The sequence below is a fragment of the Desulfosarcina sp. BuS5 genome (genome assembly GCF_028752835.1).
GTDB lineage: Bacteria > Desulfobacterota > Desulfobacteria > Desulfobacterales > BuS5 > BuS5.
The window spans coordinates 3,279,494-3,304,642 of record NZ_CP087952.1 but is presented as its reverse complement, the minus strand read 5'-3'; the positions used below and the strand labels follow the sequence as shown (position 1 = coordinate 3,304,642).

Below are 25,149 nucleotides of genomic sequence, written 5' to 3'. Positions count from 1 at the left end.
CAATGGGCATCAAGAGCAAGGCGGGAAGGCTCGTAATAGCGGGCTATTGCGAGCCTGAGCAACGCAGCTATTGGTGTTCATGGCCATTGAAAAAGTGCAATTTATGGCTTTTCGAGGTATAGTTTCCGTTCGAGGCATAACTCCTTTTTTACACTTTTAATCCTCAAATCTATCTGTTCAGCGATTTGTTCCATCTCTTTCAGAACTTTTAACGCGGATTCTTTATCTGTCTGTTTTTTTCCAATCAAATCTGCAATATTCAAATGATCGGCACTGTTTGCATGAAACCGATCTACAAGGGCTTTATAATAACTATTCGAAGCTGATTCGATAAGTTTAAAAAAATATTGAAACTTAAGGTTCTCTTGATAATTAACAGAATGAGAAATAACAGCTTTTTCTGTTTCCTGTTTAATACGGAAAATACTTTTTTTTAAAGCAAGAGCCTCTTCCCGTCTATTTTGTGTCTCTTTCTTAAAAATTTTCTTGATAAATTTGATAAAATTATAGAATCCAAGGCGCATTATTGCTTCTGTTTTTATTTTAGCGGAAAAATGCATGCGAACAACTACCGAAGGAACGGTTAAATCTTCCGCCGATTTTATAGAATCAAAATCGGGTAAACCTATAATTTCTCCTTTTGTATCCATGCCGTTTATTCCAAAATCCGCCAATTCACTGATATAGTTAACCAGGGCATCCTTAACCATTGTTTCATAAGGGACTGTGACGGATTCGAGCTGTTCCTTAATATATCTCTCCTTATCTTTTATAAATCTAATCATCTCAGGGTTGAGCCTCTCGGCCATAAAAGCATCTATCTCCATCCTGAAATCTTGAAAAACCATATAAAGTGTGTTTGCAAAACCATTTAAATCAAGATTATTTTCATATTTGTCATACACCAACCTGTAATTCCTGATGTACTCCATTAGATCCCCGATAATAGTTCCGGATCGACTGCCAAAAAATTTATCTATATCTAATCTGGTCTCTTTCTTGATTTTTTGTACTGCTCCGGACAAGGTGTTTTTAATCATATCCTTGATCCGGCTCATCTTTTCCTGATTATCCCTTAATCCCTCGATCATTTTTTGAGCGTTTGATGAGTCTTTACCAAGAATCTCATGGTTTATGCAGAGACAGTTTTTTATGCCCGCTGCAATAACTCCAAAACGTTCAATATGGTTCTTTAAAAGAAGGGAATAACGTTCCTGGGTAAGTTTTCTTTTAAAAGACGATTCAAAAGAGTCTGTTCCCCTATTGGAAAATTCATAAAATTCCCGATCCCCTTTCCATTGATTGAGTTTTACAAGTTCTTTTTCTTTTAAAATATTTCCGCGGGCTGAATTGTTATTCATAGATTTAAAAAGATTCAAAAGAGCAGAAAAAGTGTAGACCTCAGGATTATTTAAAAAAATTAAAAGTTCTTCCTGAATATTTTTTATTAATTGATTGAGGTCTGCAATTGTATCATGCTCGTTAAAATCACAATTAATGACAAAAATTATATTATCCATTATGCCCATTCTTTTAATAATGGATAAAAATTTAATATCAGCCTGCCTTAATCCGGTTCTGCTGCTTATTACATAAATAATCAAATTCGCATAAAAAAGATAATCCTGTATCATGGTAAGATGAAGAGGGTTCGATGAGTCACTACCCTGACAGTCGGCTATCTCGATATTATTACCAATAAAGCCGGTATCTATTTCTAACTGTATGTCCTTAAGGTAAACAGAGAGAGAATCATCACTTACGAAAATTTTATGTTCAGCAAAACGTTTTTCATCAAATTCTGCTTCGGAAGTATCCAGGCTGATCCTTTCTTTCATAACCTCATACCCTTTGAGGTATGATGATAAAAGCACAATCTGAGGATTCAGTATGTCGTTTGATATTAGCAATGCATCACTCAAAGAATCTATGGCCAGGTGAAGGTTACTGCGATCTTCTGTACGCCTGATGTCAAAGCTGTCGCTCCCCCCAGGATCTTTTAAAGACGGCATTAACACCATAGCCTGCAACATATCCAGGTTAACCTCGTCCCATGATTTAAAAAACAGTTTTGCCTTAAGCGAGTCTCCTTTTTGAATTTTAGTAACCATTGATGTAACAACACCTGCGCTTCGTTTTAAATGATCACCATGAAAAAGATAATTTGTAAACGTGCTCTTGCCGGATTTTATTGGACCGACTACCGCTACTCGGAGTATCTTTTCCTCAATTTGTTTGCGAATTTCTTCACAATTTTTCAACCATGTTTTGAATGAATCTTCAGACATACCGGGAATCGATCCGGCTTGTGAGAGTAATGACAATATATCCTGATTTATACTATACAGCTCTTTTTGAAGAGAATTAAATTTATCCATGATCCAATTTAAAATTAAGTGTCTGAACAAAAGAATGTTTAAGGACTGTCAATCTATAGATTTCCAGATAATTACCAGATTTTAAAATGCGGCACAAGGCCAGGGGGGTAGGGGGGTCAAAATCTTGACCCCCTACTTCGACGACCGATAACGCAGTGAAATTATTTATTTGAACATCTATACGGGTTGTTTTACTCAGGTTTCAATTACAACAGGGCAACTAAATTGTCAAAACGATTTGTCTTGATTTTCTTTTATGTTTCCAGGCACAGGGTGCCTGTCCTGTAAGTTCCCTAAGGTCTTCATCAAAAACGTAGGAATGAGGACAAAGTGGCTTCCCCGTTCCTTATCCTGATGAAAAAAATGTTGCTTTAAAATAGAGTACGAAGGCCGCAAGGGGCGTTTTGCTGCAAAGCTCCAAATATAATATTATTGCATAATTTATAATATTATAGTATATAAAAAAAATTGATTGAAAAGTATGGTTTTATTAAATTGTAAAGGGAATACAAAAAAATGTCGGAAAAAAATCCAGAGTGCCCATTATATAATCCCTTAAATTGCAAAGAATACTATAATCCGAATCTCTGTGCATTTGTAAGGAAGGATAAGATCTGTCTTAAAAAAAAAAAGCCTAAAGCTAAAAAATCAGGGGCAAAATCAGGGGCAAATAGTCAGGGCGCAAAATAACGAGTAAAGAATAATACATTAACAGATTGAAATGTAATCCCCCGCAAGGCTTTTCAGTGTCTATAGGTTGTGTTTTTTCGTGTTCTTGCAAAAGATGCTCTGCGGTCTGCAAGACGCCTTCTTTCTTTTAATTTTCTCATATCAATAATCCCAGCTTCTATTGCGGCGCCGACGTTCTTGCGCCTGTCGAGGCCGCTACGGCGATCAAGGCCGTTGCGGCGGTCGATATCACCTCTTCGTGGCGGAGTATAATCAGTATAGTAAAATTGGCGCCTATCAAAACCGAGACGTCTTCCTCCATTATCTATAATTAAAGCCATTGCATTTGCAATGCTCATAATTTTTTCCCTCTATTAATTTTATTTAAATACACTTAAGAAGACCAAACTTACAAGAATGATTGGTTATACAATTAGGGCAACTATTCTGAAAATAAGAAAAAAGTCACGCAAAACCAGCTCATGCAAAAAAATTCTATTATTTACATGTGGCTTTTAACAAGATTTTTTTTCATTAAAATAAAAAACCCTATGGATAATATCTATTTTATAGATATAAAAGCAAAAAAAATGCCAAAAAAAAATCTGAGCACAGATAACCTTTAATTTAAATTTTTTCCTTTTATATCAATTTATTGCGCAGGCAAAAACTCTATAAAATGATCGTTGTCAGATGGGAAGTATAGAAAAATAATTACAAATATATATACTTAATGTGATAAGTAAGCAAGGATTATGTAATTTTTTTCATACATATCAGCATTGGTCCTGTTTAGTTAGCAGCAACTTTTTTAAAAACCTTCTTTTTAAGCATGTTTTTTTGTAATTTAAAGTTCAGCAAAAAAATCGATTCTGCATGCATCTTTATTAATTTCAAGACCTTTCAGGGTTGTTGATAGTAATCTGCTATAAATTAGAATATGAAATAGTAAAACTATCTTTTAAAATTTGACTCTGAAGCATATTTTTTGCATATAATGAAATCAATAATTCCATAAAAAAAAACGAGGCGTCTTTTATTGGAGCGTAAAATTAGTTAAGACTTTTTTTCCATGTTAGAACCGGTCTTTTCACCGCAGAGAACGCAAAGAGCGCAGAGAAACTGCTTATTTTTTAATGTAATATCTCCGCGGTTCAATCCGGTTTTTTGTACAAAGTAAATGTAAGCTGAAAAATAAAGGCCGCCACAAACGATTATCTTTTCTTCTTGATTAATTTTTTTATTCAAAGCGCTCACTTTTATGTATACATTTCGATGCAAGGCAGCAGATCAAAATGGTCGTATAATAGAAAAAACTATACTTGCGGATTCAAAGGTCGATGCTAAAAAGTTATTGGAAGTCGATGGATATTATGCTCTTGAAATTAACAGCGAGGGCGGGCTTTTTGCATCAATAAAACAAAAAACAGGTCTAAAAAGTTTTAACTCAAAAGATTTTCTCCTTTTTAATCAGGAAGTTTCAGTACTGATCAGGGCAGGGCTTTCAATAGTGGCAGTTTTAGATGTTATTATTGAAAAAGGAGATAAAAGCGAACTGTTTACCATAATCAGGAAGGTTCGCGATGATATTTCTACTGGTGAATCGATTTCTGGAGCTTTTGGAAAATATCCGGGTATTTTTCCGGGCCTGTATATTGCGTCACTCAAAGCCGGAGAGAAGAGCGGCGACATTCCGCTTGCAATATCAAGGTATATTGAATATATGAAAAGTGCTGACAGGATAAAACAAAAAGTAATCTCCTCTTCATTATACCCATTGATTTTATTTTTGGCTTCCTCTTTTGTATTTCTTTTTCTGCTGGTTTATGTTGTTCCTTCCCTGACCGAGTCTTTCCTGGGAACAGATACACCGCTTCCTGTGATTACAGCTATCCTGATTGATGTAAGCGATGCAATCAGATCCAATTTTTTCTATATTCTTATTATTATAGTATGCTTGTACATTGGCATCTTTTATTTTGTAAAGACTGAAAAAGGCAGGATATTTTTTGATAGATTAAAAATAAACATCCCTTTTTTTGGGGAAATCTATTTGAATTATTCAATATCCAAACTGACACGCACCTTATCTACTGTGTTTAGCGGGGGTATCCCGCTGGTGGAAACCATAAAAATTTCCTCAGGCACTTTGAACAACAGTTTTTTGAAAATGCATCTTGAAAATGCTGTTAAAAAAATAGAAGAAGGCATCGGATTTGCGGATTCTCTCCTGACTACGAATTTTTTTCCACAACTGGCTTTGCGGATGATCTCTGCAGGAGAAGGCAGCGGAGCACTTGAACAGGTATTAAACGATATTGCAGATTTTTATGAAAACAGCGTTGATACAAAGTTGTCAATCTTGACTTCCACCATTGAACCGCTGCTTATGATCGTAATGGGGTTTCTCATAGGCTTTATAGTACTGGCAATGTATATGCCGATCTTCCAAATGGCAACAACAATTTCATAATAAATGTGAAGGGAATAATGCCTGTTAAATCATATAAAAAATTAAAATTCGGAGAGTGGGCGATCAAGCTGGGCTTCATGACCAATGAACAGCTTGATCATATTCTCTCCAAGCAGAATATTACAAAACAGCGGTTGGGATATCTCTGTATCCAGGAAGGAATTATTGATGAAGAAAAACTTGCCCAAATAATTGCTGCTCAGTGTTCATGCCCCTATGTTCAACTTGAAGATCCTCCTGAATTTGATCTTTTTGAACAGATTCCTTTTGATCTTATGACCCAACATCAATTTGTCCCTTACAAACAGAAGGACGGCAACCTGTTTATAGCTGGGGTGTCCAAAAACTCAGTTTTGTGGTTACTTTTTTTGCTCAACTTTTGGCCCTATCATGAGTGCGATTAATATCTTGGCACATTGTTGGGGTCATGAAATGCAGCATTAAAATTATCTTCCCCAACCAAATCCCGGCATTCTTTGCACTCCTGCCATATCCCTGAATGGCTGTTATTGTAATGAAAATGGCAGAGACCCTCGTGCTCGTGATGATATTGGCAATAATCTCCACCTTTTATAGATGCAAAAGAAGTGTCACAGCAAATCCATTGGTCACAACATTTTGTTTTTATTAAAGGAACAGAATCGTTTCCACAAAAGCTACAATGTTTGCCAGGGATTATTTTTGCTTGCAATCTATCATATGTCATTCAGGCACCTTCAATATTTTCAGTAAAATTTGCGTAGACCATAACAAAATGCCGTCAATAATTCAAAATTGCTGATTGAAAAAAATTATTATTCCCTATATATTCAAATATTTTAACCAAAAAGATGGTTATTGCTATGAGTAAAGTTTCAAAATTAAAAAAAGTAGAACTGCCTGGAAAGACAAAGCAGTTGATCGTACTCGTATAATTAAGTATCAGAAAGCTGAGCTGAAACGTACTAAAAATGAACGAAATAAATACAAGTCTGAACTCCGGAAAAATAGACAAGAATTAGAACAAGAACGTAAAAAGAACACATTGTCGGTTAATAGTAAGGAGGAATTGATTTTTATTTCTTTACGCCTATTTTTGGTCGGACACGTTGGATTCAGAGCAATATCAAGAATGTTTGGCATTTTACAAGCATACCTTGGGATAACCAAAACACCGTGCCCTCAAACGATCATTAACTGGGTCACCAGATATTCACTATCAAAAATCTGGAACTATAAAGGGCTTTCTTCTGTTTCTTTTGATATGGATAAGATTGTAAATGGTGCTATTTGGATGATAGATACCTCAATAGCATTGGGAGCTGATAAAATTCTTGCTATTTTGGAGCTTAGAACTGATCATTTTAAAAATCATGAAGGTGCTCCAACTCTTGAAAACATCAATTGTGTAGCAATTTCAGTGGCGAAATCATGGACTGGAGAATCCATTGCAAATTTTTTACAAAAGGTGATTCTCATCACCGGAAAACCTGCTGCATATTTGAAAGACGGAGGAATGGACCTCATGAAAGGTGTCAGACTCCTAAATGAAAGAGGATTTTCAAGTTTCTCCATTGATGATATTTCTCATGTTGTTGCCAATCTATTAAAAAAAGAATATACAAAACATCCTTCGTATGACTGTTTTATCTCTGCTTGCGGACAAGCCTCAAAAAAATTTAAGCAAACAGTACTTGCATTTTTTGCACCCCCAAAGGTTTCGACAAAAGCTCGATTCATGAATATTCATCGAATGGTGAAATGGGCTGAAATGGTTCTTAAGCACTCACCACGGGGGCGAGTTTCAAAGGGCTCTGTAGTTTCAAAACTTAGGAATTATCTTGGTAAACTTCCTGAATATAAACAGTTTATCAAGCGATTTCTTCGTGATGCATCTCCTCTTTTAAAAAGCCAGGAAATTCTTAAAGCTCAAGGCTTGAATATGAAAACCTACAAAGAGTGCAAAGAACTTTTAAAAAATATCCCTCAAAGCTCTCAAGTACGTATCGGTTTTATTACCTGGATGGAAAAACAATTAATAGTCGCTGAATCATTGGGCATGGGCAATACTGGAATGCCTATTTGTTCTGATAATATTGAATCCCTGTTTGGACTTGGTAAAACACATGGTACAGGAGAAGTAAAAGATGCAAACCGAATTGCACTTCGTTTACCGGCTTTTTGCGGATCTGTGAATAGAGAATCCGTTCGGATGGCAATGGGCGTTACAGTAAAGGAACAACAGGAAGTTGAAAATAAGTTGTTGTCTTTAACTCGGCAGCGCCGAAAAATTTTACCAACCCCCGGAAGCCTTACAGATAGTTTGTCAACTGAGTTTGACTGTGGTTTAACTCTTCTACCGGTGCCAAAAAATGATGAAAAATCAAAAGATGTAACTGATATTACAGCAAATTTTGAACAATTAGGTGGGCCCGTAAATAAGTTTACAAAACAACCTTACGCGCTCAATAATGCCGAATATAATAACCGTGCCGCAGCTTAATAAGCATTTGTTTGACCACATTCAAATATAAATAATGGGTATTATCAACAAGTTAATGCTTTGTTTATAAATGTAGTAAATTGACATACATAACTTATATTCTGAAGGGGGGGGGCAAATCCTGAGCAAGCTAATTATGGGAATTTAGACACCCCACATTAAAAGGGTACATGGTAATAAAGAAAAAGACGGCAAGAAAGCGTTCAAGCCGTTTTATGAAGAGAATATGGATATGGTGCAAGGATAACCGTCATAAGCCAATGGTCGAGCAGTATGAGATTCCTTTGCAGTAAACTGCGAGGTTTTTACCAGTACTTTGGTGTAATAAGTAACTACAAAGCGCTGGAAGTTGTGTTTGAATATACTGAGAAAGCATGGCGTCGATGGTTAAGCCGAAGAAGTCACAAGGGCGAAGTAATGTTCGAGGACTTGCGCACAACATACCCACTGCCATTACCCAGAATAGTCCATAATATTTGATGCCGTAAGGGCTGCAAAGTTATACGCCAAACGGGGTGTCGCCTGTTTGGTTGATAATCCGGTAAAAAGGATTTGAACCGAGGAACCGTATGAGGGAAATCTTCACGTACGGGTCTGTAGGGGGGGGCGTCGGGTAACCGATGCTCCTACCTGGAAACACGGACGCAAAAAACGCGCCGGTTAATTGCGACGTTCCAGGCGGCTGCGCCGCGATTAGCCACAGAGAATTGAATCTATGTTTAATGAAGAGCGTGATTATAACAAATTTGTATGGGAAGACTTGGGTGATCTTGAAAGCGGGAGACCAAACCTTGGTTTAAGTGTTCCGGTTTTTGTTTATCGATTACTCCAATATACTTTTCGAGACGTGATGATAACCGAGTTAGGTATAAACAAAACAAATGATATCATCATTAAGGCAGGCAGTCTTGCCGGGAGGCAATTTTGTGAGAATATGCTGAACAGGGAACTCGATTTTAACGAATTTGTATCTCAGTTACAAAAAGTACTCAGAGAGCAAGCCATCGGGATTCTTCGCATTGAAAAAGTTGATCTTGAGAACATGAGGTTTACATTAACAGTTGCTGAAGATCTTGATTGTTCTGGCCTACCGCCCTCCGATGAGGTTGTTTGTCAATATGATGAGGGTTTTATTGCCGGCATTATGGAGGCCTATACAGGAAAACCTTTCTATGCAAAAGAGATAGACTGTTGGGCAAGTGGTGACAGGCTTTGCCGATTTGATGTAAGACTGCAAAAGGATACTGAATGATGGAAAAAATTACCGCAAAACTTGCAATTCTTTTGCAAGGCAAAATCCCTGAAAAAATTGACACTGAAAACATTACTGATGAACGTGAACAAAATCTTGCAAAAACGCTGAATCAACTTATTACTTTTATGCAGGAGGTACATGATTTCATCATTCCGTTATCGAAAGGGGAATTAGCCGAGATAAAAATTTCGCCAAAGAATTTTTTCGGATCACCTTTCAAGGAATTGCATTCCCGCTTGCTTCATCTCACTTGGCAGGCAAACCAAGTAGCAAAGGGTGATTTTAGCCAGCGGGTCGACTTTATGGGTGATTTCTCTGAAGCATTTAACTCTATGATTGTTTCTCTCGATAATAATGAAAAGCTGCTCAAGAGGAAAATCGATGAGCTGGAAAACGCTCTTTCTCATATTAAAAAACTGGAAGGTATTCTACCAATATGTTCTAATTGTAAAAAAATAAGACTGGAAGGAACTGACCCGAAAAAGCAAGATAACTGGGTGCAAATAGAGAGTTATATAAGCGAAAAAACAGAAGCCCAATTTTCACATTCTATTTGTCCGGAATGTATGAAAAAGCTGTATCCGGATTTTGTGTAAATGGGCTAACAAGGCAAATTAACTCGGATGCAAATTCCGCTGCGCTCCAGTTGCACCGGTTATTTGCAACGTTCCAGGCGGCTACGCCGCCTGGAATCGCGGTGCTGACTTCGTCCAGCTCCTTGCCCCGGCGCTTGCGCCGGAACAAGGTACTTGACCGGTCGCCGTGGGCTTTTCAAGCAAGCATAGCTTGCTTGAAAAGCCCACGGCGACCGGTCAGCACCGCGATTAGGGCTCCAGAGAATATGAGGTGATCATATGAAACGAGATGAATTAATTGAGCAAATAAGGCAGGCTATTCATGAGGTGGAACTTGAGGCAGAAATAATCCTTTACGGTTCACGCTCCCGTGGGGATGCTCTCTCGGAATCAGACTGGGACTTACTCATCCTGGTTGATGGCCCTATTAACGATGAACGTACAGATCGAATTCGGCACAGGCTCTATGAAATAGAATGGGAATATGGAGAAGTCATCTCATCGATTGTGCGGACTCGTGAAGAATGGAATAGTAACCTCTATCAGGCTATACCATTTCACCAAAGAGTGCAGCAGGAAGGAATCAGACTATGACGGAATGGAGCAAGGATCTGGTGTTGTACCGTATGGCCCGAGCACAAGAGACTCTGGAAGATGCTCGTATTCTTGCCAATGCAAGGCGGTGGAATGCTTGTGTGAACCGGCTCTATTATGCCTGCTTCTATGCGGTATCGGCTCTTCTTGTACGTCACTGCCTGTCATCATCCAAGCATACGGGCGTGCGTAGTCTTTTTAATAGGCAGTATGTGAGGACGGGTAAGATCCCGAAGGATTTGGCACGGATCTACAATGATCTTTTTGAGAGACGTCAAGAGGGTGACTACATCGATTTTGTAAGGTTTCAAGAACCACAGGTTTTGCCATGGATCTCAAAGGCAGAACAACTCGTTGGGTTTATCATCAGCTTGGTTGAAAAAGAGATAAGTTGACTTACTTACTCTCTTTATCCGGTTCGGGAAAGCCCTGCCCTAACCAGGCGGCTGCGTCGCCGGGCACCGCGATTAGCCTTCATGCGATTTCTTAAAAAAAGACTTGACAAAAGCAAAAGGAGCTACACGATGATTTACAGAACAGAACTCTATGGAATAATCGGTGCGGGAGGATTTGGACGAGAGGTCATGCCGGTTGCACGCCAAATGATTGCCGACACTTATGGAAGCAAAGGACATGAATTGGTCTTTGTTGTTGAGAATCTCGAAAAACAAACAGTCATTAATGGGCATAAAGTGGTTAGCGAGTCATATTTCCTTTCTTGCCAAGCCGATAATAAATATTTTAACATCGCAATTGCAGACTACAAAACTCGCGAACGTATTGCCAACAAAATGCTTACGTCCAATATTAAACCTTTTACTATACAGGCCCTTAATAACGTCACTTATGACGACAATACAATAGGAGAAGGTGCAATTCTATGCCCTTTTACTACTGTAACATCCAATGCAAAGATCGGAAGATTTTTCATGCTAATATTTATTCTTATGTAGCTCATGATTGTGTAATTGGAGATTTTGTTACATTCGCTCCAAGCGTTCATTGCAATGGAAAAGTTGTTGTGGAGGATTATGAGTACATAGGAACTGGGGTTGTGATTAAACAAGGCACTAATGAGAGGGCAATCATTATAGGAAAAGGCTCCGTTGTAGGAATGGGTGCAGTGGTGACAAGAAGCGTTAAATCTGGGGTGTCCAAAAACTCAGTTTTGTGGCTACTTTTTTTGCTCAACTTTTGGCCCTATCATGAGTGCGATTAATATCTTGGCACATTGTTGGGGTCATGAAATGCAGCATTAAAATTATCTTCCCCAACCAAATCCCGGCATTCTTTGCACTCCTGCCATATCCCTGAATGGCTGTTATTGTACTGAAAATGACAGAGACTCTCGTGCTCGTGATGATATTGGCAATAATCTCCACCTTTTATAGATGCAAAAGAAGTGTCACAGCAAATCCATTGGTCACAACATTTTGTTTTTATTAAAGGAACAGAATCGTTTCCACAAAAGCTACAATGTTTGCCAGGGATTATTTTTGCTTGCAATCTATCATATGTCATTCAGGCACCTTCAATATTTTCAGTAAAATTTGCGTAGACCATAACAAAATGCCGTCAATAATTCAAAATTGCTGATTGAAAAAAATTATTATTCCCTATATATTCAAATATTTTAACCAAAAAGATGGTTATTGCTATGAGTAAAGTTTCAAAATTAAAAAAAGTAGAACTGCCTGGAAAGACAAAGCAGTTGATCGTACTCGTATAATTAAGTATCAGAAAGCTGAGCTGAAACGTACTAAAAATGAACGAAATAAATACAAGTCTGAACTCCGGAAAAATAGACAAGAATTAGAACAAGAACGTAAAAAGAACACATTGTCGGTTAATAGTAAGGAGGAATTGATTTTTATTTCTTTACGCCTATTTTTGGTCGGACACGTTGGATTCAGAGCAATATCAAGGATGTTTGGCATTTTACAAGCATACCTTGGGATAACCAAAACACCGTGCCCTCAAACGATCATTAACTGGGTCACCAGATATTCACTATCAAAAATCTGGAACTATAAAGGGCTTTCTTCTGTTTCTTTTGATATGGATAAGATTGTAAATGGTGCTATTTGGATGATAGATACCTCAATAGCATTGGGAGCTGATAAAATTCTTGCTATTTTGGAGCTTAGAACTGATCATTTTAAAAATCATGAAGGTGCTCCAACTCTTGAAAACATCAATTGTGTAGCAATTTCAGTGGCGAAATCATGGACTGGAGAATCCATTGCAAATTTTTTACAAAAGGTGATTCTCATCACCGGAAAACCTGCTGCATATTTGAAAGACGGAGGAATGGACCTCATGAAAGGTGTCAGACTCCTAAATGAAAGAGGATTTTCAAGTTTCTCCATTGATGATATTTCTCATGTTGTTGCCAATCTATTAAAAAAAGAATATACAAAACATCCTTCGTATGACTGTTTTATCTCTGCTTGCGGACAAGCCTCAAAAAAATTTAAGCAAACAGTACTTGCATTTTTTGCACCCCCAAAGGTTTCGACAAAAGCTCGATTCATGAATATTCATCGAATGGTGAAATGGGCTGAAATGGTTCTTAAGCACTCACCACGGGGGCGAGTTTCAAAGGGCTCTGTAGTTTCAAAACTTAGGAATTATCTTGGTAAACTTCCTGAATATAAACAGTTTATCAAGCGATTTCTTCGTGATGCATCTCCTCTTTTAAAAAGCCAGGAAATTCTTAAAGCTCAAGGCTTGAATATGAAAACCTACAAAGAGTGCAAAGAACTTTTAAAAAATATCCCTCAAAGCTCTCAAGTACGTATCGGTTTTATTACCTGGATGGAAAAACAATTAATAGTCGCTGAATCATTGGGCATGGGCAATACTGGAATGCCTATTTGTTCTGATAATATTGAATCCCTGTTTGGACTTGGTAAAACACATGGTACAGGAGAAGTAAAAGATGCAAACCGAATTGCACTTCGTTTACCGGCTTTTTGCGGATCTGTGAATAGAGAATCCGTTCGGATGGCAATGGGCGTTACAGTAAAGGAACAACAGGAAGTTGAAAATAAGTTGTTGTCTTTAACTCGGCAGCGCCGAAAAATTTTACCAACCCCCGGAAGCCTTACAGATAGTTTGTCAACTGAGTTTGACTGTGGTTTAACTCTTCTACCGGTGCCAAAAAATGATGAAAAATCAAAAGATGTAACTGATATTACAGCAAATTTTGAACAATTAGGTGGGCCCGTAAATAAGTTTACAAAACAACCTTACGCGCTCAATAATGCCGAATATAATAACCGTGCCGCAGCTTAATAAGCATTTGTTTGACCACATTCAAATATAAATAATGGGTATTATCAACAAGTTAATGCTTTGTTTATAAATGTAGTAAATTGACATACATAACTTATATTCTGAAGGGGGGGCCAAATCCTGAGCAAGCTAATTATGGGGATTTAGACACCCCAGATTTAGACACCCCAGATCTGACCTGTCCAGATTTGCAGATGGGCTATCAAGCGGCGTGCTGACTGAAGCTGATTTGGAGGAGTTTGCAGTGAATTTTGGGAAATAAGGCGGATGGATTCTGCAACTGAAGGGAATATCCGGCTGGGACGGATATTTGAGCCTGCAAACCCGGCCGTGAATCGCCCTGGAAACGGGGCGATGATCGGGCAAGAAATTGAACTGTCCTGAATTATTGTCAGGGCAATTGCAGCAAAATTTTAAACCCTTAAAAATTAAATAGTTACACAATATAACAGGGCTGATTATCAGCGCTTATTTTGAAATAATATTTGTAAACTATTGATTTATTTAGCATCAAAAATCGTACCGAATTTTGATGCAACCGCCCTGGAATTATTGTTGAATTATATGTGAATTGCATTTATATTTGGTAACAGTAAGGTCGACTGAAGATTTTGCCTGATAACGCAGTGAAATTATTTATGTAGAAATCTATAAATAGCGAAGAGCCGAAAAGGTTATTTCCTTTTAAGGAGATATTTGATCAGATATTTCCATACCGGCACAATTTTTATTATTTTCTCCTCTTCCTTTATGATATTTTCTTCTTCCATGGTAATTAACGTTGATTTGCGAAAATCAAGCTCATTCATGGCTTCCATAAGTGATGAAATCTCACGCTTTTTAGTAAGCGGATCCTTCAAAGACAGAGAAACCTGAACAAGGTTTCTTTTGCCATTGTTATCCAGCCATATAAAATCAACCTCATGCCCCTTTTTAGTTCTGTAATAATAAATTTCCTCTGTGCTGTGCCTGAGGTGAACGAATATTATATTTTCAAGCAAATGGCCCCTATTGGCCAATAAACCGGGTGCAACTGAAGTTACCATTGAATGGTCAATACAATAAGTTTTCTTTGCGTTGACGTTTTGTTTTGAAAGGGAAGGGCTAAAGATCTTTACGGAAAAAAGGAAATAGGCATCTTGGAACCAGCCTATACATGAAGAAACAAAATCCTTACTCACCTTATATCCGAGAAACTTGAGATAGTTGGTAATTCGGTTAATTGAGTAAAGAGATGCGGCAGAGCAAATTAACCTGTAACCGGCCTGGACAACTGCTTGAGGATGAATAGCATTAAATCTCTCGATAATATCCCTGTGCAGAATCGACTTGTAATATTCCTGGTGTATCATTATGCGAATTTTATCAGATACATTTCGCACCTCCGGGAATCCCCCTTTCCGGAAGTATTCATTAAAGGATTTTTTTACAATAAGCCGGTTTTTCGAAGTTAATTTTCTATAATCAACTTCCTTGTAATCAAGAAATTCTTTGAAAGAAAAAGGGAACAATTCCCATACAAGAGATCGTCCCCGCATCTGCGTTGCAATTTCTTTTGAAAGCATTTTGGCAGAAGAGCCTGAAAGAAAAACAGAGCATTTTTCAGTACGCAAAATCCGGTCAACAAATGGTTCCCAGTTTTTTGCCTCCTGTATTTCATCAAAAAAACAGTAAACCTCTTCAATTTCCTTTTTTTCAGGATAAAGAGAATAATAAGCTTCAATAATTAAAGAGAGGTTCCCCTGTTTAACCTCGATCAGCCTGTCATCAAAAAAATTCAGATACAGGATATTCTCCCGTTTAACACCCTGATTTTCAAGATCCTTAATAATCTGGTAAAGTAAGGTTGATTTTCCGCAGCGTCTTACGCCGACGCAAACAAAGGCTTTTCCTTTTACCAGTTCATACTTTAAATGTCTTGTTGTTCCTGTATCCAGGATCTCACTTTGAAAATCGAGAATAATTTCTTTTAATATCTCAAGCAAGAGGCTTTCCTTTCAAATCGGTCGGCTTGTTGACCGATTTTTATAAAAACCGGTAAGTTTCTTTACCGCTTTGTTGTATAAGTGTCAATCACTTTTTCTAATATTTCCTTCTCGTGCCTAAGTGCTTAAGAATAAAAAACCGGGTACGGAGTGCCCGGTTTTTATATAACCCTCTAAAAGGGGATAAATTACCTTTTCCCATTGGGGAAAAGAACGCCAGTTATAATTATCAATACCTTCGCCAAATTGAAAACTTGGCTTTAGACTACGACTTTACACACAATATATTGCGCCTTTACAGTAAGTATATCACAATATATAGATAGCAACTCAAGTCAAAATAAAAATGGCGAAGGTATTGAAAAATAAAATGGAATAACTTGCCGCTTTCTTCGTTATCTCAGGTAAGACGCTTTTTTACAAAACAAGCACTCAAGCTCACCATGAGATACAGGAGGAATACTAATATGATGCAAGCTATCATTCTTGCAGCCGGACAAGGTTCACGGTTAGAGCAGTACAATAACGGCAAGCCAAAAGCCTTAATAAAACTGGATAAATCTCGCCTTATAAATTATCAGATCTCAATTTTTCGCTATTTCGGCATCAAAGACATCTGCATAGTTATTGGATATGAGGGTGACATGATCCGATCTACTATCGGAGATCATTGTCACTATATAAACAACGCAAGATATGCTGAGACGAACAGTCTCTACTCACTGTGGCTGGCTCGAGACTGGGTCAATGATGATCTGGTTGTAATTAATAGTGATGTTCTGGCACACCCAAATATCTTTTGGCATCTCACTGTTAATCCCGGGAATTCACTTGTATACGATTCAACTTCAGGCACCGACGATGAGAGTATGAAGGTGGAACTGGCAGGAAACAAACTAAGGCATATCAGTAAATCGTTTGCCGTAATAGAAAAATCAAAAGGCGAAAGTCTCGGTATTCTAAAATTTCAGGCATCAGAGACCAAACTGCTTTTCAGGGAGGTTGAAAAAGCGCTGTCAACTGGAGGCGTTAATCAATGGGCACCGGCAGCTTTCGAGGGATTTGCCCGTAAAAAAGCGATCAACTGCATAGATATCGCCGGTTTACCGTGGGTTGAAATCGATTATGCCGAAGATCTGAAGAATGCAACAGGAAGTGTTTGGCCGGAGATACGGAAGGCCATTAATTTACCACCCTACAATCAGGTATTTGAGCTGCCGGTCCATTCGAATCCGGAACGGCTCCAAGGGGGCAACCATGTCTCATACTGATGATTCAATTTTCCAAACCATTCAGCAAGTTCGGACTCCAGGGCTACTGGAGGAAGTGATTTCCAGTGCATGGATACAATGGTCTAAGAGGATTACTATTGTGAAAGTAAAGTCGAATTGGACCCATTACAGACCTTTCAGAGGCGGCAGGGTAATGCTGAAGGCCTGTGTCATCTATAGAAACGGGGGCCAATCGCAGAAAAAAATTGATTTATTTCTCCAGATTTACTCTGATATTGAAGCCGCTCGAGCCAGAGTCAAAAAAGAGCGCTCTCGCCGCCATGAACGGCCGCCACTTTTTATTCCAAAATGGCGGGCCGTACTTTGGGCATTGCCCGATGTTCCCAGATTGCGAAAGCTCAAGGAGCTGATGGAGCCTGATAATTTTCGCTGCCTCCTTTTACCGGAAACAGAAAACAAGCCAGGAGCGTTTCGTGATTCCCCTCTCAACTTATTTCGTCTTGTGCCACGAAAACGGGCAATTCTTACCTGGGAGCATCCACGAACTCACCGCCGTTACTTTGTCAAGCTATTTAACAAGACTGATGCGCTACGAGTTTCAAACAACTACCGGCAAATCATGCAAATTTCAAAGCAGGGCAAACTTGACTTTATTGTCCCTGAATTAATCTCCTATAATCCGTCGTGTCGAGCACTCTTAATGACGGAGATCCCGGGCAAAACTTTCACGGAAGAGATGCAAAAGGCTATTCCCGGAGCCTTTGCCAGGGTTGGACGAATCCTGGGTCAACTGCATAAATCCCAGGCTAAACCCGAGATGCTGAGAAATCCGGAAAAAGAAATTGACGCTATATGCTCTCATATGGGCGAAGTTAAGCTGGCCCTACCTCAACTTAGAGTACAACTCAATGCAGTTACAGCAATTCTTGCAGATGCATATCAGTATCTCCCTATACCAAAAAGAATGTCCATCCACGGTAATCTCTTCGGTGATCAGATCCTTTATGGACAAAAAAATATTGGAATCGTTGATTGGGATGCTTTTTGCTGCGGGGATCCACTCTATGACGTCGGCCGGTTAATCGCCCACCTCCTCTTTCTTGGCGGCACTGAAGGATTGGCTTCTTCAGATGTACAAAATTGTACTGACGCGCTGCTTCAGGGTTACCAGGACGAAGTAGGAGAACAGATTAATCGACAATGGCTTAGCTGGCACGTGACTGCGCAGCTTCTTATGCGCGGCAAAATCTCATCATTAAGAAAGTTGCCCAAAGACTGGATCGGGCAGTTGACCTTCGTAGTAAAAGAAGCCGAACGGTTGGTGCATGGCCGCAGTCGATACATGAACCTGCCTGCCCTTAACAAAAAGAGCTGAATGGTGCTGATTAAATTAGCCGCCTTCGGCAGGATTTTTCCTGACAGGATAAACAAAATTTACAAGATTTTTATTTATCCTGTAAATCCTATCAAAAAAAAATTTATACTATCAGTTAACAATCGCTAAATCTAACTAATAAATAAACAGGAGATTACAACATGAATGAATCCAAAAAAATTACCGTATTATTCACTGGATACGCCCCAGTACACTTTGTATGTTTTAAACGGATCTACGACCGGCTGGTTAAAATTCCCCAGGTTGAAGTTTTCGTATCAGGAGGTTTACGGACAAAAACCGAAAATGAAAAAGTTTACAACGCCAAAAAGATGTATGAGCCTTTCGGTATTTCCGGTGAAAAAATCCTTTTTCTTAAAGATATACAAAATCGTAAGTTTGATCTTCTCTTTTCAGCCAGCTCAACTATTCTCGTGCCACTGATGAATTTTACTACCCGGGTTCAACTGTTCCATGGGGTATCTTTTCGTAACCGCGCTGTGAAGGCCGGAAATCTCGCCTACAACGTTTTATTTCTGATTGGTCATCATATGCAAAAATTATTTAACGAGACAGGACTTTTACTGGAAAATGATCCACGGGCAGTTCCCATCGGTTTTTCAAAGACAGATCCTTTACTCAACGGGGAACTTGACCGAAAAATTCTACTTGAGCAGTACGGATTCACGGGGAATCGACCAGTGATGCTTTTCGCTCCGACAGGAGAAGTTCATAACTCTCTCGAAACCATGGGGAAAGAAGTAATTCTCCGCCTGGCTGAGACCGGTAAGTACGATTTGTTGATCAAACCACATGATCACCCTAAAAATGAGACCATCGACTGGTTCGAGGAACTGACTCCCCTGGAAGGAGATCATGTTCGCCTTGCTCGTGAGCATGACGTTATTCCATTGCTGTATCTTGCAGATCTTCTCATTACCGATGCCTCTTCGGTAGCTAATGAATACACCCTGCTCAACCGGCCCATTGTTTTTCTTGATGTCCCGGAATTGATTAAAGTAACGAAAGAAAAACTTGCTCTCATTGATAACGAGAGCTGGGGCCGCAGGGGTGGTCTTTTGGTGGAACGACCCGAAGAGGTGGTGGGTGTTGTTGCAAAAAGTCTTGCTGAACCGGAAGGTTTAGCGGAAATCCGTACCAGGATTGCTCAAGATCTTTTTTACAACCACGGTTGCGCCACTGAAGCCGCGATGAACTGGTTTACTGAGCGTTACCTGAATAAGCAGGAAAAAACGCCGACAAACTACTAATGCCGGAATTGAACGCTTTTCCAAAAGAGACGTGTCGATATTTTTATTCAGATCAAAGGTAAAGGTGATGAAAACCAAAATGAAATCAAAAAAAATAGCCTATTATTTAAGGCATTGCGGGAATCAGCATTACTTTGCAGCCATTAAACCCTACCTCGATTATTTCCTGGAGCAGGGCATGCACGATAATTTTCTTGTCGTTCGCTGGTTCAGTTCTGACTGTGAAGAACTTCAGGAGTACAATGGTTACACTCACCTGCTAACGAAAAACCATGATCTGGATAGCTACGATCTGGTATTAACTCCAACCTTCCTCCGTCCTGAAGAGCGCACTGAACGGACTCGTGCAGTACAGATATTTCACGGGATGTCGGATAAACCATTCACATATAGAAGAGATTTTAATAACTATATATGTTGCCTGTGTGCAGGACGGAGGCAGGTGGATCGACTGAAACAGAACGGCAACAATCATAACATGCGGTGGAGCGTAATCGGCTATCCTAAATTTGACGATCCCGTCACAGTACCAAGGCTTTTTGAAAACGACAGAAAAACCGTGATATACTGCCCGACGTGGCGCAAAGGCAATATCAGCTCTATCGAGCTTTTTCTGGATAACACTGCGGTAATTGAGCAGATCGTTGCCGATTATAATTTAATCATCAAACCCCACCCGAACATATTCAATCATAGCCGTAAATTATTCGACCGTAAAATTGTAAACAAATTACAGGATATTCACGATGTCAGACTTGTCCGTTCCGGAAATGTTATGCCGTGGTTTCATCAGTCCGATCTTTACATCGGTGATATCTCCGCATCCGGCTACGAGTGGCTCTACTTCGATCGTCCGATGGTCTTTTTGAACCCTCAGCCTGATATTCTGCAACCCAGCGCCGACCCTATGTCGACAACCTATCTGTGGCAGTGCGGTCACTTGTGCAATCAAATAAATGAGCTTAAGGACGTAATCGATACAAATTTGCGCAGCGATTGCTACCATGATATCCGTGAGGCCATACTCAGCTACAGCGTATATAAACCCAGGGATAATGGAGCAACACAACTCGGTCTATATCAGATTGAACAAATCCTGGAAACTACCCACTTAAAGCCAGCTTAAAAAAAAGGATTACATAATGAAAAATCATTCGTCAATTCGTGTTGCAATATCATATTTGAAAAAGCAAAAACTATTGCTTGGTTCCGCGCTTTTCTGGCGATCCATTCATGAGCTTGCGCCAATGCAGGTGCCGATTTTTACAGGAATAATCATTGATGGCATGACAAATGAAAAAGTTTCAATGTACGGGCTCAACTGGTTTCCGGAAAGTCCTCTGGTTGTGTTGCAAATTGCGGCAATCGGGCTTCTGGTGGTTGCCTTTCTTCGAGGCTTAAGCGCATATGCGTGGACTTACTCATCAGCGAAGCTGAGCCGCAACTTCGTAACTGAACTTCGAAAAAAGCTTATTGAAAAAATAACCTTTCTCTCCCTGGACGTTCACCATCAATACGGTTCCGGTGATCTGCTCGACCGTACTCTTAGGGATACCGCGACTACTCGAGCATTTATGGAAAGGGTTTTCGTACAGACTTTCACAAGTTTTCTACGCACGGGATACCCCATTCTCATGCTTGTCCTCATTGACCCCATTCTCACGGTTATTGCACTTTCAGTAATTCCACCGCAACAGCTCATCTCACGTTATCTAGAAAAAAAGCTTCATGTTGCGACCCAGAAAAGCCGGGAGACTGATTCTGATCTGATGAGTGCCGTGAAAGAAAATTTAGATGGCATTGAGATAATTCAGACCTTAAACAGCGAAATAACCTCGATCGACCGCCTGGGCGGCAAAACCGATCGTCTCGAAGTGGATCAACTTCACGCAAACAGGGTTACTGCTCTTCTCAGGGGTACGGTCTGGCTGCTGACAGGCATCGGTTTTGCACTCACCTGGTGGCGGGGTGGATTGCTGGTGATAGACGGAGAGATGACAATCGGTACACTTGTTGTTTTCACCGGCTTTGTCAAATATGCATATCGTCCTTTTCGGCTGTTTACAGGTATTGTCAAGGCTTACCGTCGCGGGCTTGTAAGCCTTGAACGGATTTATGATGTACTCGGCACCCCTTCTTCGATACGGGAAAAGCAAAACGCACATTCAATCTCTATTAGCAAAGGTCGTATGGAATTGCGTAACGTCTCGTTCGCATACGGAAGTCAGCCCGTGCTCAAGGATATTAATTTGACGCTTGAGCCCCATAGCCTTATAGCAATTGTAGGGGGTAGCGGTTCAGGAAAATCCTCTCTGCTGAGACTCATGGTCAGGCTGTATGATCCGAGCCGGGGCAACGTGCTTATAGACGATCAAGCTATCAATGAAGTGACTTTAAAGTCCCTACGTTCGCAGATGTCGGTAGTGCCTCAGAGTCCTGTGCTTTTCAGTGGAACGGTATATGAAAATATTTGCCTGGCAAGGCCTGATGCCTCTCGACAGGAGGTCGAGGCTGCCTGCCGATTTTCTTCCGCACAGGAGTTTATCGAACGGCTTGAGGATGGCCTTGATACCTATCTTGGGCCGGGCGGGACGAGTCTTTCAGGTGGGGAAGCCCAAAGAATAACCATTGCCCGCGCACTGATTAACCGGCCCAAAATCCTGCTCATGGATGAGCCAACGTCCTCGCTGGATGCCGATTCGGAAGCCATCCTCCTGCAATCGCTCCTTGAGTTGAAGAAGAAAATGACAATTGTGATCGCCAGCCATCGCCTGGAAACAATCCGGCATGCAGATAAAATCGTTGTTATGGAGCGCAGCAGGGTGATCCTTGAAGGCACACATCCGGAGTTGCTGGAACAGTCGGAGATTTATAGAAAACTTTTCTCAAATGGACGCTTCACTGCTGAATTTATATGATTTTTTTACTTGTTCAAATACCTGATAGAATGTATATCTTAGCAGATAAAATTATGAGTATATCTTCATATGAAAGCCTCTCACAGAGCTCGCAGAGAAAAACCTCTGTGCCTCTGTGAGAAAAGTTCATGTTTCGTTGTGGCTATGCGTAGCTATGGCCGTTACTTACAAAGGTGCTATCCCCTTCAATGCCCTCAATATCGTAAGCTATGACCAACGCATTATGGAGATACTTGGGGCTCCTATAATACAAAGGAGTAAAGGAAATGAAATACAATTTATTTGCCGTCGTGATTGCCATGGCAATTGCCTTAGGAACTGCTGGTTGTACTACCATGAGCCATGATTATCCAGCTACCAGCCTGGGACAAGTCTCTCCAGTGATGACTGAATACTCACTAGGACTGGCCTGTCTCGGTGAATTGATTGATCAAACCAACAAACCGCCTCTTCGTGCCAAGATAAATCCGAATCGTTGGGATAAGACACAAGGTCTTTGAAACTCGATATTGTTACCAAGTGGGTGCTCGGGAAACGGTTTGTTTCCTTCATCTCTGCAGGGCTTGCTCTGGCATTGATGTTAAGATAGTCCCACCTGACTAAAGACTAACCAGCAGGTCAGTAGCGAAGTCCACAGGTAAACCCGGTAACGGGAGTCTGGAGCTGGACGGAGCAAGATTGCAGGCTCTGTATTGAGCCCCGAAAAATGTATGGTTGTGGTCATTGTGATAATCCTGCTTGCAGGAAAAAGCCGACGCTTTGGAGACAGCGGAAGGCAGCAGTCCTGAATATGCTAAGGCAAGTATTCAGGACACCACCGGGGTCTTAGACCAGGGCATGTACTCAAAGGGGTAGCTCGGGAACTTGGGAGACCCGGATGTTTCCTTGGGTAAAAAGAACGGTAACAGGAAATCCAGCGCAAGCGAAATCCCGGCGTTGCATAGGAATGTCCCGCCTTGCAACGAGTCTGCCATTGGCAGAAACACAAACATTAAAAGATGGGCGATACAAGGTATCAGGGGAGGATAGCGAAGAGCGAACGAACCTGAGATAAACATTCGGAAGTCTTAGCAGATCATAGTACCGATGATTAAGAATTGAACTATCTTGATCGGAAAGGTGGGGAAGTGATGCCCAAGCGACCCACTGCAGGGAAGGTGAAGCAGGGTATAACGTTTTTTTGGCAGGAATTATGGGAGATACACAGATGTCACAAACCATATCAACAAAAAGCCGAGAAATTGCAAGAACGGTCGCTTGCAATTCCAGACCGATAGAATGGGGACAACCACCGGTGTTAACAGGTGGGTCATCCCTTATCAAAATCGAGCTGCTTGCTCAAAGTAATCCTGAACTGGTATTTACATCAGTAGTCCATCGGATAGACTTTGATTTACTGAAACAATCCTTTCGTAAAATTCGGAAAAGCAAATCTGCAGGAGTGGACAAGGTTACGGCAAAGGAGTATGCCGAAAATCTTGATCAAAACCTCTATAATCTGTATGAACGACTGCGGAGAGGACAGTACGTTGCGTCTCCTGTAAAGCGTATCTGGATAGACAAGGAAGGAGGGAAAAAGCGTCCAATTGGCATACCTGTACTTGAGGATAAAATTGTCCAGAAAGCAGCAGCAGCCATATTGAATGTCATATTTGACAGGAATTTTTACAATTTTTCCCATGCATTCAGAAAAGGTCGGAGCCAACACATGGCAATCAAAGATTTACGTGAGCAATGCTTGAAGCAGAATATCAGCTGGATAGTAAGCGCAGATATTACAGGACTATTTGACAATATTAATCACGAGTTACTTAAAGACATGATACGTCGGAGAGTAAGTGACGGCGGAATGATTCGCCTGATAGGGAAGTGGTTGAATGCAGGCGTAATGGAGGAAGGCAACCTGACGTACTCTGAAACGGGCACTCCACAGGGAGGAGTAATTTCCCCTGTGCTCAGTAATATCTTTCTTCATTATGTTTTAGATGACTGGTACGTGAAAGAAGTGATCCCCCGGATGAAAGGGAGATGCTCCATCATACGCTGGGCGGATGATTTCATCCTCGGGTTCGAGTATGAAAAAGACGCATTGCGTGTCATGGATGTATTACCCAGGCGGTTCGAACAGTTCGAGCTGTCACTTCACCCGGAAAAGACAAAACTGATTCGATTTTCCAAACGCATTAGCGGAAAGGGAAACGGGACGTTTGATTTTTTAGGGTTTACATTTTACTGGTCAAAATCATTAAAAGGGTACATGGTAATAAAGAAAAAGACGGCAAGAAAGCGTTCAAGCCGTTTTATGAAGAGAATATGGATATGGTGCAAGGATAACCGTCATAAGCCAATGGCCGAGCAGTATGAGATTCTTTGCAGTAAACTGCGAGGTTTTTACCAGTACTTTGGAGTAATAAGTAACTACAAAGTGCTGGAAGTTGTGTTTGAATATACTGAGAAAGCATGGCGTCGATGGTTAAGCCGAAGAAGTCACAAGGGCGAAGTAATGTTCGAGGACTTGCGCACAACATACCCACTGCCATTACCCAGAATAGTCCATAATATTTGATGCCGTAAGGGCTGCAAAGTTATACGCCAAACGGGGTGTCGCCTGTTTGGTTGATAATCCGGTAAAAAGGATTTGAACC

At 40.2% G+C, this 25,149-nt stretch carries 25 protein-coding genes; 19 read left to right on the top strand and 6 right to left on the bottom strand.

Going from position 1 to position 25,149, the window contains the following annotated elements:
- Positions 1-101: 101 nt before the first annotated feature.
- Positions 102-2,378: a dynamin family protein gene (locus BuS5_RS16065; protein ID WP_027353747.1), complete on the bottom strand. Its 2,277-nt coding sequence runs from the start codon at positions 2,376-2,378 to the stop codon at positions 102-104.
- Positions 2,379-2,894: 516 nt separating this feature from the next.
- Between BuS5_RS16065 and BuS5_RS16060 the strand changes: the two genes are divergently transcribed.
- Positions 2,895-3,068 (top strand): hypothetical protein, encoded by a 174-nt coding sequence (locus tag BuS5_RS16060; protein ID WP_198012237.1) that lies wholly within the window; start codon positions 2,895-2,897, stop codon positions 3,066-3,068.
- A 53-nt stretch (positions 3,069-3,121) separates the two neighbouring features.
- Here the strand turns inward: BuS5_RS16060 and BuS5_RS16055 are convergent, their stop codons facing one another.
- A complete protein-coding gene (locus BuS5_RS16055; RefSeq protein WP_027353746.1) occupies positions 3,122-3,406 on the bottom strand; it encodes a hypothetical protein in 285 nt (94 codons plus the stop codon).
- 697 nt (positions 3,407-4,103) lie between these two features.
- Positions 4,104-4,295: a hypothetical protein gene (locus tag BuS5_RS16050; protein ID WP_027353745.1), complete on the bottom strand. Its 192-nt coding sequence runs from the start codon at positions 4,293-4,295 to the stop codon at positions 4,104-4,106.
- A 13-nt stretch (positions 4,296-4,308) separates the two neighbouring features.
- Between BuS5_RS16050 and BuS5_RS16045 the strand changes: the two genes are divergently transcribed.
- Together BuS5_RS16045 and BuS5_RS16040 are read left to right on the top strand one after the other, a co-directional pair.
- Complete coding sequence (locus BuS5_RS16045) at positions 4,309-5,520, top strand: type II secretion system F family protein (RefSeq protein WP_027353744.1); 1,212 nt, start codon at positions 4,309-4,311, stop codon at positions 5,518-5,520.
- A gap of 17 nt (positions 5,521-5,537) precedes the next feature.
- Complete coding sequence (locus BuS5_RS16040) at positions 5,538-5,924, top strand: hypothetical protein (protein ID WP_274427810.1); 387 nt, start codon at positions 5,538-5,540, stop codon at positions 5,922-5,924.
- Here BuS5_RS16040 and BuS5_RS16035 read toward each other — a convergent pair.
- Complete coding sequence (locus tag BuS5_RS16035) at positions 5,921-6,226, bottom strand: hypothetical protein (RefSeq protein WP_274427721.1); 306 nt, start codon at positions 6,224-6,226, stop codon at positions 5,921-5,923. The genes BuS5_RS16040 and BuS5_RS16035 overlap by 4 nt on opposite strands.
- Positions 6,227-6,631: 405 nt before the next feature.
- Here BuS5_RS16035 and BuS5_RS16030 point away from each other — a divergent pair, with 405 nt between their 5' ends.
- From BuS5_RS16030 to BuS5_RS15995, 8 genes are all read left to right on the top strand, one after another.
- The gene (locus BuS5_RS16030) at positions 6,632-8,002 is read left to right on the top strand and encodes a hypothetical protein (RefSeq protein WP_274427805.1); all 1,371 of its coding nucleotides are present in this window, start codon (positions 6,632-6,634) and stop codon (positions 8,000-8,002) included.
- Positions 8,003-8,172: 170 nt separating this feature from the next.
- The gene (locus BuS5_RS16025) at positions 8,173-8,295 is read left to right on the top strand and encodes a hypothetical protein (RefSeq protein ID WP_274427809.1); all 123 of its coding nucleotides are present in this window, start codon (positions 8,173-8,175) and stop codon (positions 8,293-8,295) included.
- Complete coding sequence (locus BuS5_RS16020; RefSeq protein ID WP_274427808.1) at positions 8,276-8,482, top strand: hypothetical protein; 207 nt, start codon at positions 8,276-8,278, stop codon at positions 8,480-8,482. The genes BuS5_RS16025 and BuS5_RS16020 overlap by 20 nt, the downstream gene beginning before the upstream one ends.
- A gap of 235 nt (positions 8,483-8,717) precedes the next feature.
- On the top strand, positions 8,718-9,254 hold the full coding sequence (locus BuS5_RS16015) for a 4-vinyl reductase (RefSeq protein ID WP_274427807.1): 537 nt from the start codon (positions 8,718-8,720) through the stop codon (positions 9,252-9,254).
- Entirely contained in the window at positions 9,251-9,853 is a 603-nt protein-coding gene (locus tag BuS5_RS16010) for a hypothetical protein (RefSeq protein ID WP_274427806.1), read from the top strand. The genes BuS5_RS16015 and BuS5_RS16010 overlap by 4 nt, the downstream gene beginning before the upstream one ends.
- Before the next feature lie 258 nt (positions 9,854-10,111).
- On the top strand, positions 10,112-10,426 hold the full coding sequence (locus tag BuS5_RS16005; RefSeq protein ID WP_027355169.1) for a nucleotidyltransferase domain-containing protein: 315 nt from the start codon (positions 10,112-10,114) through the stop codon (positions 10,424-10,426).
- On the top strand, positions 10,423-10,821 hold the full coding sequence (locus BuS5_RS16000) for a HEPN domain-containing protein (RefSeq protein WP_027355168.1): 399 nt from the start codon (positions 10,423-10,425) through the stop codon (positions 10,819-10,821). Before BuS5_RS16005 ends, BuS5_RS16000 begins: the two co-directional genes overlap by 4 nt.
- A 129-nt stretch (positions 10,822-10,950) precedes the next feature.
- Positions 10,951-11,379, top strand: a complete 429-nt coding sequence (locus BuS5_RS15995; RefSeq protein WP_051375260.1) for a PglD-related sugar-binding protein — start codon at positions 10,951-10,953, stop codon at positions 11,377-11,379.
- A gap of 262 nt (positions 11,380-11,641) precedes the next feature.
- Here BuS5_RS15995 and BuS5_RS15990 read toward each other — a convergent pair whose 3' ends face one another.
- Complete coding sequence (locus tag BuS5_RS15990) at positions 11,642-11,947, bottom strand: hypothetical protein (protein WP_274427706.1); 306 nt, start codon at positions 11,945-11,947, stop codon at positions 11,642-11,644.
- Positions 11,948-12,352: 405 nt separating this feature from the next.
- Here BuS5_RS15990 and BuS5_RS15985 point away from each other — a divergent pair, with 405 nt between their 5' ends.
- A complete protein-coding gene (locus BuS5_RS15985; protein ID WP_274427805.1) occupies positions 12,353-13,723 on the top strand; it encodes a hypothetical protein in 1,371 nt (456 codons plus the stop codon).
- A gap of 674 nt (positions 13,724-14,397) precedes the next feature.
- On the opposite strand, the gene BuS5_RS15980 is transcribed toward BuS5_RS15985, so the two are convergent.
- Positions 14,398-15,708, bottom strand: a complete 1,311-nt coding sequence (locus BuS5_RS15980; RefSeq protein WP_027354836.1) for an ATP-binding protein — start codon at positions 15,706-15,708, stop codon at positions 14,398-14,400.
- A 467-nt stretch (positions 15,709-16,175) separates the two neighbouring features.
- Between BuS5_RS15980 and BuS5_RS15975 the strand changes: the two genes are divergently transcribed.
- From BuS5_RS15975 to ltrA, 7 genes are all read left to right on the top strand, one after another.
- Positions 16,176-16,979, top strand: a complete 804-nt coding sequence (locus BuS5_RS15975; RefSeq protein ID WP_198012315.1) for a phosphocholine cytidylyltransferase family protein — start codon at positions 16,176-16,178, stop codon at positions 16,977-16,979.
- On the top strand, positions 16,966-18,315 hold the full coding sequence (locus BuS5_RS15970) for an aminoglycoside phosphotransferase family protein (RefSeq protein ID WP_027354838.1): 1,350 nt from the start codon (positions 16,966-16,968) through the stop codon (positions 18,313-18,315). The genes BuS5_RS15975 and BuS5_RS15970 overlap by 14 nt, the downstream gene beginning before the upstream one ends.
- A gap of 161 nt (positions 18,316-18,476) precedes the next feature.
- Complete coding sequence (locus tag BuS5_RS15965) at positions 18,477-19,586, top strand: CDP-glycerol glycerophosphotransferase family protein (protein WP_027354839.1); 1,110 nt, start codon at positions 18,477-18,479, stop codon at positions 19,584-19,586.
- A 79-nt stretch (positions 19,587-19,665) separates the two neighbouring features.
- Positions 19,666-20,712, top strand: a complete 1,047-nt coding sequence (locus BuS5_RS15960) for a CDP-glycerol glycerophosphotransferase family protein (RefSeq protein WP_035266321.1) — start codon at positions 19,666-19,668, stop codon at positions 20,710-20,712.
- A 16-nt stretch (positions 20,713-20,728) separates the two neighbouring features.
- Positions 20,729-22,504 carry an ABC transporter ATP-binding protein gene (locus tag BuS5_RS15955; protein WP_027354840.1) on the top strand — a complete coding sequence of 592 codons (1,776 nt, stop codon included), beginning with the start codon at positions 20,729-20,731 and terminating at the stop codon, positions 22,502-22,504.
- Positions 22,505-22,770: 266 nt separating this feature from the next.
- Positions 22,771-23,004 (top strand): hypothetical protein, encoded by a 234-nt coding sequence (locus BuS5_RS15950; protein ID WP_027354841.1) that lies wholly within the window; start codon positions 22,771-22,773, stop codon positions 23,002-23,004.
- 692 nt (positions 23,005-23,696) lie between these two features.
- Positions 23,697-25,070, top strand: a complete 1,374-nt coding sequence (ltrA, locus tag BuS5_RS15945; protein ID WP_036019348.1) for a group II intron reverse transcriptase/maturase — start codon at positions 23,697-23,699, stop codon at positions 25,068-25,070.
- Positions 25,071-25,149 lie beyond the last annotated feature (79 nt).

Coding starts and splice junctions, on each gene's coding strand:
- BuS5_RS16030 (WP_274427805.1), top strand. CDS start 6,632: ATGTTTGGCATTTTACAAGCATACCTTGGGATAACCAAAACACCGTGC.
- BuS5_RS15950 (WP_027354841.1), top strand. CDS start 22,771: ATGAAATACAATTTATTTGCCGTCGTGATTGCCATGGCAATTGCCTTA.
- BuS5_RS16035 (WP_274427721.1), bottom strand. CDS start 6,226: ATGACATATGATAGATTGCAAGCAAAAATAATCCCTGGCAAACATTGT.
- BuS5_RS16010 (WP_274427806.1), top strand. CDS start 9,251: ATGATGGAAAAAATTACCGCAAAACTTGCAATTCTTTTGCAAGGCAAA.
- BuS5_RS15985 (WP_274427805.1), top strand. CDS start 12,353: ATGTTTGGCATTTTACAAGCATACCTTGGGATAACCAAAACACCGTGC.
- BuS5_RS16065 (WP_027353747.1), bottom strand. CDS start 2,378: ATGGATAAATTTAATTCTCTTCAAAAAGAGCTGTATAGTATAAATCAG.
- BuS5_RS15975 (WP_198012315.1), top strand. CDS start 16,176: ATGATGCAAGCTATCATTCTTGCAGCCGGACAAGGTTCACGGTTAGAG.
- BuS5_RS16055 (WP_027353746.1), bottom strand. CDS start 3,406: ATGAGCATTGCAAATGCAATGGCTTTAATTATAGATAATGGAGGAAGA.
- BuS5_RS15995 (WP_051375260.1), top strand. CDS start 10,951: ATGATTTACAGAACAGAACTCTATGGAATAATCGGTGCGGGAGGATTT.
- BuS5_RS15990 (WP_274427706.1), bottom strand. CDS start 11,947: ATGACATATGATAGATTGCAAGCAAAAATAATCCCTGGCAAACATTGT.
- ltrA (WP_036019348.1), top strand. CDS start 23,697: ATGGGAGATACACAGATGTCACAAACCATATCAACAAAAAGCCGAGAA.
- BuS5_RS16045 (WP_027353744.1), top strand. CDS start 4,309: ATGTATACATTTCGATGCAAGGCAGCAGATCAAAATGGTCGTATAATA.
- BuS5_RS16060 (WP_198012237.1), top strand. CDS start 2,895: ATGTCGGAAAAAAATCCAGAGTGCCCATTATATAATCCCTTAAATTGC.
- BuS5_RS16000 (WP_027355168.1), top strand. CDS start 10,423: ATGACGGAATGGAGCAAGGATCTGGTGTTGTACCGTATGGCCCGAGCA.
- BuS5_RS15955 (WP_027354840.1), top strand. CDS start 20,729: ATGAAAAATCATTCGTCAATTCGTGTTGCAATATCATATTTGAAAAAG.
- BuS5_RS15970 (WP_027354838.1), top strand. CDS start 16,966: ATGTCTCATACTGATGATTCAATTTTCCAAACCATTCAGCAAGTTCGG.
- BuS5_RS16020 (WP_274427808.1), top strand. CDS start 8,276: ATGAGATTCCTTTGCAGTAAACTGCGAGGTTTTTACCAGTACTTTGGT.
- BuS5_RS16015 (WP_274427807.1), top strand. CDS start 8,718: ATGTTTAATGAAGAGCGTGATTATAACAAATTTGTATGGGAAGACTTG.
- BuS5_RS16025 (WP_274427809.1), top strand. CDS start 8,173: ATGGTAATAAAGAAAAAGACGGCAAGAAAGCGTTCAAGCCGTTTTATG.
- BuS5_RS15965 (WP_027354839.1), top strand. CDS start 18,477: ATGAATGAATCCAAAAAAATTACCGTATTATTCACTGGATACGCCCCA.
- BuS5_RS15960 (WP_035266321.1), top strand. CDS start 19,666: ATGAAATCAAAAAAAATAGCCTATTATTTAAGGCATTGCGGGAATCAG.
- BuS5_RS16040 (WP_274427810.1), top strand. CDS start 5,538: ATGCCTGTTAAATCATATAAAAAATTAAAATTCGGAGAGTGGGCGATC.
- BuS5_RS16005 (WP_027355169.1), top strand. CDS start 10,112: ATGAAACGAGATGAATTAATTGAGCAAATAAGGCAGGCTATTCATGAG.